Origin of the sequence: Nocardia sp. 852002-51101_SCH5132738 (assembly GCF_001665695.1) — a bacterium.
In the GTDB taxonomy this organism is placed as follows: Bacteria; Actinomycetota; Actinomycetes; order Mycobacteriales; family Mycobacteriaceae; genus Nocardia; species Nocardia nova.
Genome location: NZ_LZML01000033.1, coordinates 1 through 11054, shown reverse-complemented (window position 1 = coordinate 11054; position 11054 = coordinate 1). Strand labels below are relative to the sequence as shown.

Sequence of the window (11054 nt, the reverse complement as noted above, 5' to 3'; positions counted from 1 at the left end):
GGGGGCGCGGGGGGGCGCGGGGGAGCGGGCCTCGACGCGGTCGAGCACGCGCACACCGAGCCCCGCGGGCGCGCCGGCACGACCGCCGCCGGTGGACGGCACCACACCCCCGGAGCCGCCGGACGTCTCGGCCACACCGCTACCGCTGGGCGCACCCGCACCATGGTCGCCGGTGGGCGCATTCCCGCGACCGTCACCCAGCGCGGCGAGGACCGCGGCGGTCCACTCGTTCGACAGATCATCGTGATCCGGTTCGCTGTCGACGCGATCCAGCAAGCGGACACCGCCCCGTTCGGACAGCAGCCGATCCACCTTGCGGCCGTAACCGCAGAAATCGTCGTAGGAGGAGTCGCCGAGGGCGAAGATGCCGTACCGCAGATCGTTGAACCGAATCCCACTGTCCTGCAGCCGGTCCCAGAAGTCGGCGGCATTGTCCGGTGGGCCGCCGTCGCCGAAGGTGCTGGTGACGAGCAGTACGTCACCGGCCAGCTCGGGCAGATCGCACGCGTTCATCTCGACCAGCCGGGGCGCGTGCCCGTGTTCGGCGAGCGCCGCCGCCACCGTCGCGGCCAATTCTTCGGCGGTACCGGTCTGGGAAGCCCACAGCACGGTCACCGGCCGTCGCTGTGGACCGGCCGGCGCGGCGGGTGAGGGTGCTGCCACTGTGGCGCCGGGCGGGGAGCCCGCCGCCCGCGAGTACATACCCGCCAGCAGCCCGTCGATCCACCAGCGGCTGCGGTCGGACAGCGGCGCCGATTCCGGGAGGACGGGCTGTCCCTGAACCGGAAGCGATTGCAGCGCGGCCAGATACCCGCCCAGATAGATCCGCTCCGCCTCGCTGAGCATGGGCGCGCGCGCGGAATCGAGTCCCAGCATGGCGGCGAGTGGATGCGATGCCGGCGCGGCGCCGGATGTGATCGGGCTGCCGCCCGCGGCGTCGACACGGTGGTCAGGTTCGGTGCCGCCCCGGTTGTCCTCGTCGATGCCGTCGCGGGTGTCCCGGGCGGGGCCGACGCGTCGCAGCGTCACCGCGCACACCTTGAATTCCGGCTGTAGCGAATCCTGATCCACGGCATCGTTGGTCACGGCATTGATCGTCAGATATTCGCCCTGCTCGTCGTTCCAGTGGAACGGTGCGAAACACGAACCCGGTCGCACCCGATCGGTGATCCGTACCGGCAGCACGGCTCGGCCACGGCGAGAAGCGATGTCGATCTGGTCGCCGGGACGCACATCCAGCGCGCGCGCATCGTCGGGATGCACTTCGAGAAACGGCGCCGGATTCAATTTGTTCAACTTCGCGACCCGGCCGGTTTTGGTCATCGTGTGCCATTGATGTTGGACGCGACCGGTGTTCAGGACGAAGGGATAGTCGTCGTCGGGCATTTCGGCGGCCGCCATATGCGGCCGGGGCCAGAACACGGCGCGGCCGCTCGCGGTGGGAAAGGCCGGCGCACCCGCATAGCCGGTGCGATAGCGAATCGGATTGCGGCGCTGCGCGGAATCGGCACAGGGCCACTGCATCGGCCCCTCGCGCAGTGCGGCGTAACTCATTCCGCTCAGGTCGTATCCGGTCGCCGGATTCGCGAAGCCACGGATTTCGTCGAAGATCTCGGCGCTGGAGCGGTAGTCGAATCCGTCGAAGCCCATCGCCGTCGCGATCCGAGCGATCCATTCCCAATCCGGCAGTGCCGCGCCGAGCGGATCCACCGAATGCTGCAGGAGGGTGACCGTGCGTTCGGAATTGACCATCACGCCGTCGGATTCGGCCCACAGCGCCGCCGGCAGCAGCAGATCGGCATAGGCATTGGTCGCGGTGTCGAGATAGGCGTCCTGGGTGATCACCAATTCCGCCGCCTCCAGACCGGCGATGACGGTTTTGCGATTCGCCACCGAGGCCACCGGATTACTGCAGATGATCCAGCACGCCTTGATGGTTCCCTCGGCCAGTTCCCGGAACATCTCGATCGTGCCGCGTCCGGATTCGGCGCGAATCGTGCCGGGCGGCAGGTGCCATGCGGTTTCGACGAAGCGGCGGTCGGCCTCCACAAGGGCACTGCGCTGGCCGGGCAAACCCGGACCCATGTAGCCCATTTCCCGCCCACCCATGGCATTCGGCTGCCCGGTCAGCGAGAACGGACCGCTGCCGGGCCGGCAGATGGCGCCGGTGGCCAGATGCAGATTGCAGACGGCATTGGTATTCCACGTGCCGTGGGTGGACTGATTGAGTCCCATCGTCCACAGCGTCATCCAGTCACCGGCCGCGCCGATCCACGCGGCGGCGGTGCGAATATCGTCCGCGGCCAGTCCGGTGATCTCGGCGACGCGGTCCGGTGGATAGTCGGCGAGAAACTGCGGCATCGCCTCCCAGCCCTCGGTGTGCGCGGCGATGAATTCGGTGTCGATATCGCCGTTGCCGACCAGCAGGTGCAGCAATCCGTTCAGCAGCGCCAGATCGGTGCCGGGTCTGATCTGCAGGAAGAGATCGGCCCGGGCGGCGGTGTCGGTCCGCCGCGGATCCACCACGATCAGTTTGGCCCCGGCCTTGAGCCGATCGGCCATGCGCAGGAACAGAATCGGATGACAGTCGGCCATATTCGAGCCGATCACGAAGAACAGATCGGCACGGTCGAGGTCGTCGTAGGAACCCGGCGGGCCGTCGGCGCCCAGCGATTGTTTGTATCCGGTGCCCGCGCCGGCCATGCACAGCCGTGAATTGGATTCGATATTGATCGTGCGCAGGTAGCCCTTTGCGAGTTTGTTCGCCAGATACTGCGCTTCCAGCGACATCTGCCCGGAGACGTAGAGCGCGACGGCATCGGGACCGTATTCGTCGACGATCGCGCGCAACCGCTGTGCCGCCTGCCGCACGGCCTCCTCGACGGCCAGTTCGACCGGTTCCCGTCCGCGCTGGGGCCGGTGCAGGGCGGTCGTCATCCGCCCGGGCGCACGCATCAATTCGAGGTGGGTGGCGCCTTTGGTGCACAGCCGCCCGGAGTTGACCGGATGCAGTTTGTCGCCGCTCACCTTCGCGATGACGGGTGCGCCGGCGGCGTTCCGCTCGGTCTGCACCGTGATGCCGCAGCCCACGCCGCAGTAGGAGCACGCGGTCCGGACGGTGCTCGTGGAGTTCTCGGCGCTCGACACATCCCCGATGATGGCGAGCCGCCGTTGCGACGGATTTACCGAACGTTATCGGCAGATGACGAAAATCCTCACCACTTCGGCATCTGCACGGTGAGATTTCCGGTTCACGCCCGGTCGGGCGCCGTTTCCGCGGGCGAGACCACGGCGTGCGGTGAGCTACTTCACCCCAGTTTGTAACCGCGATGCAGTGCGACGATGCCGCCGGTCAGATTGCGCCACTGCACCGACGACCAGCCGGCATCGGCGATCCGCATCGCCAACTGTCGCTGATTGGGCCACGCCCGGATCGATTCGGCCAGGTAGACGTAGGCGTCCGGATTGCTGCTGACGGCCTCGGCGACCTTCGGCAGCACCTTCATCAGGTATTCCATGTAGATCGTGCGGAACGGCCCGAAGACCGGGGTGGAGAACTCCGCCACGACCAGGCGTCCGCCCGGTTTGGTGACGCGCAGCATCTCGCGCAGGGCGGCGTCCGGTTCGGAGACGTTGCGCAGGCCGTAGGAGATGGCGACCGCATCGAAGGAGTCGTCGGCGAACGGCAGGGCGGTGGCGTCGCCGTTCACCATCGGCACCCGGCGGAACCGCCCCGCCTCCAACATGCCCTTGGAGAAGTCCACGGCCAGGCACCAGGCGCCCGACTTCGCGAATTCGGCGGTGGAGACGCCGGTTCCGGCCGCCAGGTCCAGCACCCGTTCCCCGGGCCGCAGGGCCAGCGCCCGGCGGGTGGCCCAGCGCCAATAGCGGTCCTGCCCGCCGGTGAGCACCGTATTGGTCAGGTCGTACCGCTTCGCGACCCCGTCGAACATGGACGCGACCTCATGCGGTTGCTTGTCCAACGAGGCCCGAAACGACTCTGTCTTCGCCACGGAAGTGACCCTAGCGTCCGCCGCCCGGGGCAGGGACGCGGGCCGGTGCGCGATCACGGGGAGGATTGGGCGCCTGCGCTATTCGATCGTCCGGCTCGACAGTGCGTAGGTCAGATGCTTGACCATCTCGGTCGCCAGCACCGCCTGACCGGAGGTCGAGAAGTGGATGCGATCCGCGCTGAGCAGGTTGTCGCGATCGTTGACCGGGTGATCCCACATGTCGACGACGACCGCCCCGTAGTCGGCGGCGATTCGGCGGGTGAGGTCGTTCATGGTGCGAATTCGCTCTGGCCAGTCCGGAAACGCCGGTACGACATAGGCGCTTGCGAGAGTGAACGTCGTCAGCAGGGCGCCGGTGCCCGCCGCGACGTCGTACATTCGCCGCATCGCTGTGTCGATCTCGTCGAAGTCGGGATCGCGCCGCGTGATGTCGTTCGGACCGCACGGCAGATGCAGCAGGTCCGGACGGAAGTCCACGATGCGGTCGAGTTGGCGGGCCGAGGTCTGCGCCGTGGTGGCCCCGACCTTCGCCGTACAGAGATAGCGCAGGTCCGGGCGTACGCGCCGCAGTACTTTCACGAGTCGCTCGGGCCAGCCCGCGTTCGAGTAGCCCGGCGTGGGATCGCCGACGCCGGCCTACAGACTGTCGCCGGCCACGGCGAATCGTCGCCACGGCACATCGAACAGCAATGCGGCCGCGGTGGTCTCGGAGAGGCAGAGCGGATCGGATTCCTCGGCCGTGGCGGCGGAGGTGATCGGGGGATTCGACATGATGACCTGCTTCATTTCGAGCGACGGGCACGAGGCGTGATCCCGAATGCCGTTGCCACGCCGACGACGGCTACGACCGCGACGAACAGCCAGCCGTGCCGGAAAGCGGTCACCATCCGGTCGGTGGTGTCCAGCGATCCGAGCAGCGCGATCAGCACCGCGACGCCCAGGACGTAGCCGAGTTGGCGGGCGGTGTTCACCACGGCGCTGCCGGTGGCCGACCGTTCCGGCGGCAGATCGACGGCGGCGGAGGCGATCATCGTGGGCAGGGCGAGACCGATTCCGATGCCGGAGATCACCCACCCCGGCAGAACCGCGGTCGCGTACTGCACCGGAGTGGCGGCTGTGAACAGCACCAGCAGGACGCCGGCCGCGAACAGCGCATTGCCCAGGGCCACAACGACTCCCGCCGGTATCCGCCGGATCAGTCGCTGGCTTACGGCGGCGAAGATCGGCACCATGATCGGGCCGGGGACGATGGCGAGCCCGGTTTCGATCGTGCCGAAACGGGCCGCGTTCTCGAGCCACAGCGTGATGCTCAGGAACCACGCCCCGAATGCCGTGCAGAAGGCCAGCACGGTGGCGTTGGCCCAGGCGAACGTCGGCACCCGGAACAGGTCCGGCGGCACCACCGGATCCGGATGCCGGCGCATCCGCAGCACGAACAGGACCGCGCCGAGCACCGCCACGGCCGATGCCGTCCACGTCGCGCCGCCGGTCCACGCATCGCTTTCGACCAGCGCCAGCGACAGCGCCCCGATCGCCACGATCAACGCCACCACCCCGAGCAGATCGGGCACGCGGGCGTAGGTGCGCTGCGCGAGATTCGGCACCAGCCATACGGCCGCGAGCCCGGTCACCACACCCACCGGCAGATTGATCAGAAAGACCCAGCGCCAGGAGATCTCGACCAGCGCTCCGCCGACCACCGGGCCGCAGGCCGCGGCGAACGAACTCGTCGTGGCCCAGATCTTCACCGCGCCCGGCACCCGCGCCGGCGGCAGCACCGTGAGCAGCAACCCCAGACCGGCCGGTGTCAGGGCCGCGGCGCCTACCGCCTGCAGCAGCCGGAACGCCACCAGCGCCCACAGCGTCGGAGCCGCGGCACAGGCCACGCTCGCCGCGGTGAAAAGGCCGAGGCCGGAAAGGAATCCGGCCTTGCGGCCGAAACGATCGGAGAATCGGCCCGCCGGAATCAACAGGGCCGCGTAGACGATCGCGTAGCCGTTGAGCACCCAGCTCACATCGGCCAGTGACGATCCCCGGTAGGACTCGACGATCTTCGTGAAGGCCACGTTCACCACGAAGACGTCGAGCATCGCCACGAATGCGGCCGAGCACAGGATCCACACGATCGCCGTCGAACGGTCCCGGACCGGCGTGGATTCGTCCGCGGTCACGGACTGTTCGGCTGTTACGCCATCCATCAGGCATCCCTTCTCGTCACCATCGGCGGTGCCGTCGAGCGCCGATGTGGTCGAAAGAATACGGTCGACCGTATGTTTAATGCAATAGGTCGATTCGCGGCGATCGGTGACATACGATCGACCGTATGGTCGTATCCGAGGAGCGCGAGACAGCGGAAAGTGCCGATCAGCGGCTACGCCGCGGTGCGCGCTCGCGCCGCGCGGTGACCCGCCGTGCGATCGAGATCGCCTCGGTGGACGGACTCGACGGGCTGAGTTTCGGCCGGTTGGCCGAGGATCTCGAGGTCAGCAAGGCCGGCATCCAGACCCTGTTCCGAACCAAGGAGAAGCTGCAACTCGCGACCGTCGACGCGGCGCGGGAGGTGTTCGTGGAGACCGTCGTCCGTCCGGCGCGGGACGCCCCGGCGGGCATCGCGCGGCTTCGCGCCCTCGTCGACCGATGGATCGACTATGTCGAGCGCCCGGTATTTCCCGGCGGATGCTTCTTGGGCGCGAATCTGCCCATTTTCGACAGCCGGCCGGGGCCGGTCCGCGACGCATTGCGCGAACAGCAGCGCGACTGGGTCGCCGTTCTGGCAGCGCAGTTCCGGCGCGCGGTCGACGCCGGCGAGATCGCCGACGTGGATCCCGAGTCGGCCGGCTTCGAGGTCGCGGCCGTCCTGAATGCCGTCAACGTCGCGTTGCGCCTCGGCGACGACGACAGCGTGGCGATGGCACGAGGGGTCATCGACCGTCTGCTCCGGAAGGCAGCCTGAACCGTCGGGCGCGCCGGGTCGTCTCGGGATCGCCTGCGATACGGCGTTTCACGCGCTGCGGTGCAGAGCTTCCTGCCCGCCGATCACCTCGTGATAGTGCCCCATCAACTCGGTGCAGATCGCGGGCCAGGTGCGGTGCAGCACCGATTTGCGTGCCGCGCCGGCGAATCGGGCTCGCAGCGCCGGATCACGAAGCGCCGCAACCGCACTCGGCAGCAGTTCCGCGAAGCGGTCGACGGGAAGCAGATATCCGTTGCGGCAGTGGGCGATCAGATCGCGCGGACCGCCGGCATCGGGTCCGATCACGGGAGTGCCGCAGGCCAGCGCCTCCTGCACGCCCTGGCAGAAGGTCTCGTGCTCGCCCGGGTGAACCATCAGGTCCAGGCTCGCATAGGCCTGGGCGAGTTCGGCGCCGCCGAGTTCGCCGGTGAAGACGGCCGTCGGCAGCAGGCGTTGCAGATGCGCTCGCTCCGGTCCGTCGCCGACCACGACCAGCCGGATATCAGGATCGTTCGCCAGCGCGGCGAGACGTTCGACATGTTTCTCCGGCGCCAACCGGCCGACGAATCCGACCACCAGGCGGTCGCCGTCCGCCCACCGCGCGTGCACGTCGGCGTCGCGTGCGCCGGGTGTGAACCGCACGGCATCCACGCCACGGGCCCAGCGGTGCACGCGGGCGATGCCGTGCCGCTCGAGGTCGTCCATCGCCGCTGTCGAGGGCGCCAGGGTGCGCGCCGCGCGATTGTGGATGCGCCGCGTCCACGCCCACGCCGCCCGGTGTGCCGCGCCCAATCCGTAGCTGGCCGCGAATCCGGCGACATCGGTCTGATACACGGCCACGGCCGGCAGATCCAGGCGCAAGGCGGCCGCCGCACCCCCCGCACCGAGCAGAAACGGCGAGGCCAGATGCACCACATCGGCATCGAAATCCTCGATCGCCGAGGTCAGCAGCGGTTGCGGCAGGCCCACCGGGAGTGAACTGACCCGGGGCACCATGACCGCCGGCACCCGGATCACCGGAAAGCGGCCGTACGAGCGAGGTGCCGCGGCCTGGCCGCGGGGAGTGTCCGGGGCGATGACGAGCGCATCGTGTCCGTTGCGGTCCAAGTGGGCCAGGACCTGCAGCACGGAGTTCACGACACCGTTCATATTCGGCAGAAACGATTCGGAGACGATCGCTACACGCACACCTGCAGTGTGCGATGCGCGGCACGCCAGGACACCACACCCATGTGACGGATGTGCGAAGTTCGGGCGAACAGCTAGCCGGAGGTGCGCACCGAACGGCGCTCGAAGCGGCGCACCACCAGCAGCACCGGCAGCGCCACCACCCACACCACCACGATCACCGACAGCGCCGGAATGACCGCGACCCGGGCGTCGCGCCCGGCGACCCGGACCAATTCCGGGTCGCTGCGGCTGTATTCGACATTGATCCGCTCACCGGCGGTGAGTTTGGTGGGATACAGCACCCCCACCTTCGGATTGTGTGTGACACCGTCCGGCGTCACGTAGGTGACCGCGGAGCGCAGCCGGCCCGCCGACAATACTTCCGCGCTGGTCACGCCCTTGTCGGAGCTGATCAACATGTCGTCGCGCCAGGCCGCCAGCACCAGCAGTACGGCCAGCACGCTCACCGCGGTGGCGATCACCACGAGGGTGATCCGGGTCCGGCGCAGCCGAGGCGAACCGGCAACGGCTCGATGCTCGCGCGCAGCAGACTCGGTGGTTTCCGACACCGCAACAGGCTATTGCATGCTTCCGATAGCGTGTGCGCTCATGTCCCGAAACTTCCGCTTCACCGTGTCATACACCGTCCCGGTCGAGGAATTGCACCGGGCGCTCACCAGCGACGAATTCTGGCAGGCCCGCTTCGAGGGCGCACAGACCGCGACCATCGAACTGGCGCACCCGAACGGGCCCGGCACCATCCATCTGCGCATGACCGAGACGGCCCGCCAGGATAAGGTTCCAGCCATCGTCCGCAAGGTGCTCAAGGCCGAGCTGGTGCTCGAACGCACCGACGACTGGGGTCCGCTGGAGGGCAATTCCGCTGCGGGCACCTTCTCGGCGACCTCCTCGGGCATCTCCTCCGAGATGACCGGCAAATACCTGCTGCGGGCCGCGGGCACCGGCTCCGAACTGGAGGTCAGCGGCAGCGTGAAGGTGAAGGTGCCGCTGGTCGGCGGGGCCATCGAGCCACTGGCCGAACAGTTGCAGCACCGGGTGGTGAACAGCGAGCGCAAATTCGTCGAGCAGTACTTCGCCGCCAAATCCGGGACATAGATCCGGCACATCGCGGAAAGTGGGTGCGAGCAGCGCGGCCGCTCGCACCCGTCGCACGATCGGCTACTGCGCCCCCGGACCGAAAGCGCCGCCGTCGAATTCACGCTGTTCGACCAGGACGAGCCAATTTCCGGAGTTGTCGCGCAGCACCGCTTCCACGCCGTACGGGCGCTCGGCGGGCGGCTGCACGAAGTCGACGCCCTTGGCGGTGAGCTCCTCGTAGGCCTTCTGGCAGTCCTCGGTGCGCAACCCCAGCGCGCCCATGGTGCCGTTGCCGAGTGAGCGGCGGATCGCCTCGGCCATCGTCTCGTCGAGCGGCGGCCCCGGCACCATCAGCGTCACCTCGAGTTCGGGGTGATCCGGTTGGGCCACGGTGACCCAGCGGAAACCGTTGTCGCCCATGGAGATATCGGCGGTTTCCACGAAGCCCAGCTTGTCGATGTACCACTGCTTGGCCGCGGACTGATCGGTCACATACACGGTGACCAGCGATACGTTGGTGATGGTCGTCATGAGCTCAGGCTATGAGCCCGCGGCGCCCGCCGGCTTCTCCGAAATTGCGCCACCGGGATCGGGCGCGGGCTCCGGCGGTTTCCGATCGGAGAGCCCGTGCATGAACACATAACACCCCGGAATGCGCGGGACTCCGTCCGCCGCGAATTTCGCCTGATAGGCCGACGGCGTCATCCCCACCAGTTCGGTGAATTTGCGGCTGAACGAGCCCAGGCTGGTGTACCCGACCAGCATGCACGCCTCGGTCACGGTGATGTTGGTGGCGCGCAACAGGTCCTGCGCGCGTTCGATGCGCCGCTCGGCCAGATACAGCGCGGGGGTGCGGCCGTAGGTGGCGGCGAAACAGCGCAGGAAATGATATTTCGACACCCCCGCGGTCGCGGCCAGCTCGTCCACGTCGAGGGGACGGGCGTATTCGCGATCCACCAGATCCCGCGCCCGGCGCAGATGCGGCAGCAGGTCCTCCGGCACCGACGGCGTTCGATCGCGACGCGGACGCGCCCCGCCGCGGTCGTTCTCGCTGCGACTGTCCACGCTGCCTCCTACCCGCCCGTCGGTGCCGCGTATCGCTAGCTGAACGGCGCCGGATCGTCGAAACGCAGCGATGCCCGGCCCGCCGCCCGCCAGGCCCTGGCAGTGAGGTCGGCATCCTCCTCGTCGACGAGATTGCCCATCACCCGCACGGCCGTGCGCTGCAGCAGCGCCGAGCGCATCACAGGCGGTCCGCCGGTCGGCACCATCCGCGGGTGGGTGGCCAGCGCCGCGATCCGGCGGGCCACCGAGAAGGTGCGCCCGTAGCGGGCCCGCAGCAGATCCGGCCACACCGTGGTCAGATCCGGTTCGCCGAGCAGTCCGGACAGCAGATGCCCGCCCTCGAGCCCGTAGTCGATGCCCTCGCCGTTGAGCGGATTCACACATCCGGCGGCATCGCCCACCAGCACCCAGTTGCGGCCCGCGATATTGGACACCGCCCCGCCCATCGGCAGCAGCGCCGAGGCGACGGCCCGCGCCTCGCCCTCGAACTGCCACTCCGGCCGGCGCAGCGAAACATAATGCTGCAGAAGCGGTTTCAACGCGATATGCGAAGGGCGGCGTTCGGTGGCCAGTGAGCCCACGCCGATGTTGACCTCGCCGTTGCCGAGCGGGAACACCCAGCCGTAGCCGGGCACCAGACCGCCTTCGGCATCACGCAATTCCAGATGCGACGTGATCCATTCGTCGTCGCTGCGGGCGGAGCGGATGTAGGCGCGTGCGGCCACGCCGTAGGCGAAGCGGCGATGCCAGGCGCG

General features: G+C 68.3%; 10 protein-coding genes and 2 pseudogenes. 2 read left to right on the top strand and 10 right to left on the bottom strand.

The genetic code is table 11. The annotated features are described in order from the left end of the window. The 5 genes and pseudogenes from A5789_RS05030 to A5789_RS05015 all read right to left on the bottom strand — a co-directional run. A partial coding sequence (locus tag A5789_RS05030; RefSeq protein WP_082940469.1) for a molybdopterin-dependent oxidoreductase occupies positions 1–3159 on the bottom strand: 3159 nt, incomplete at its 3' end. Between the two features lie 149 nt (positions 3160–3308). After that, positions 3309–4013 (bottom strand): demethylmenaquinone methyltransferase, encoded by a 705-nt coding sequence (locus A5789_RS05025; RefSeq protein WP_063015423.1) that lies wholly within the window; start codon positions 4011–4013, stop codon positions 3309–3311. A gap of 78 nt (positions 4014–4091) precedes the next feature. After that, positions 4092–4637 (bottom strand): annotated as a pseudogene (locus A5789_RS05020) (SGNH/GDSL hydrolase family protein); the annotation flags it as partial. A gap of 12 nt (positions 4638–4649) precedes the next feature. Continuing rightward, the gene (locus A5789_RS38215) at positions 4650–4784 is read right to left on the bottom strand and encodes a hypothetical protein (RefSeq protein WP_255401998.1); all 135 of its coding nucleotides are present in this window, start codon (positions 4782–4784) and stop codon (positions 4650–4652) included. A gap of 11 nt (positions 4785–4795) precedes the next feature. Beyond that, positions 4796–6211, bottom strand: a complete 1416-nt coding sequence (locus A5789_RS05015) for an MFS transporter (RefSeq protein WP_082940467.1) — start codon at positions 6209–6211, stop codon at positions 4796–4798. Between the two features lie 125 nt (positions 6212–6336). Between A5789_RS05015 and A5789_RS05010 the strand changes: the two genes are divergently transcribed. Continuing rightward, positions 6337–6966: a TetR/AcrR family transcriptional regulator gene (locus A5789_RS05010; RefSeq protein WP_063015386.1), complete on the top strand. Its 630-nt coding sequence runs from the start codon at positions 6337–6339 to the stop codon at positions 6964–6966. A gap of 48 nt (positions 6967–7014) precedes the next feature. On the opposite strand, the gene A5789_RS05005 is transcribed toward A5789_RS05010, so the two are convergent. Both A5789_RS05005 and A5789_RS05000 read right to left on the bottom strand, forming a co-directional pair. Continuing rightward, complete coding sequence (locus A5789_RS05005) at positions 7015–8154, bottom strand: glycosyltransferase family 1 protein (RefSeq protein WP_064907263.1); 1140 nt, start codon at positions 8152–8154, stop codon at positions 7015–7017. Positions 8155–8228: 74 nt separating this feature from the next. Further along, positions 8229–8705, bottom strand: a complete 477-nt coding sequence (locus A5789_RS05000) for a DUF3592 domain-containing protein (protein WP_064907264.1) — start codon at positions 8703–8705, stop codon at positions 8229–8231. Between the two features lie 40 nt (positions 8706–8745). Between A5789_RS05000 and A5789_RS04995 the strand changes: the two genes are divergently transcribed. Continuing rightward, positions 8746–9252 (top strand): DUF2505 domain-containing protein, encoded by a 507-nt coding sequence (locus A5789_RS04995; RefSeq protein ID WP_063015383.1) that lies wholly within the window; start codon positions 8746–8748, stop codon positions 9250–9252. A gap of 63 nt (positions 9253–9315) precedes the next feature. On the opposite strand, the gene A5789_RS04990 is transcribed toward A5789_RS04995, so the two are convergent. The 3 genes and pseudogenes from A5789_RS04990 to A5789_RS37190 all read right to left on the bottom strand — a co-directional run. Then, positions 9316–9765 (bottom strand): VOC family protein, encoded by a 450-nt coding sequence (locus tag A5789_RS04990; RefSeq protein ID WP_063015382.1) that lies wholly within the window; start codon positions 9763–9765, stop codon positions 9316–9318. A gap of 9 nt (positions 9766–9774) precedes the next feature. Then, a complete protein-coding gene (locus A5789_RS04985; protein ID WP_030516268.1) occupies positions 9775–10236 on the bottom strand; it encodes a helix-turn-helix transcriptional regulator in 462 nt (153 codons plus the stop codon). A gap of 98 nt (positions 10237–10334) precedes the next feature. After that, positions 10335–11054 (bottom strand): annotated as a pseudogene (locus A5789_RS37190) (FAD-linked oxidoreductase); the annotation flags it as partial.

Bases quoted from the DNA above. Each gene is read 5' to 3' on its own strand.
- A5789_RS38215 (WP_255401998.1), bottom strand. From the start codon at position 4,784: ATGTCGAATCCCCCGATCACCTCCGCCGCCACGGCCGAGGAATCCGAT.
- A5789_RS05015 (WP_082940467.1), bottom strand. From the start codon at position 6,211: ATGGATGGCGTAACAGCCGAACAGTCCGTGACCGCGGACGAATCCACG.
- A5789_RS05010 (WP_063015386.1), top strand. From the start codon at position 6,337: ATGGTCGTATCCGAGGAGCGCGAGACAGCGGAAAGTGCCGATCAGCGG.
- A5789_RS04995 (WP_063015383.1), top strand. From the start codon at position 8,746: ATGTCCCGAAACTTCCGCTTCACCGTGTCATACACCGTCCCGGTCGAG.
- A5789_RS04990 (WP_063015382.1), bottom strand. From the start codon at position 9,765: ATGACGACCATCACCAACGTATCGCTGGTCACCGTGTATGTGACCGAT.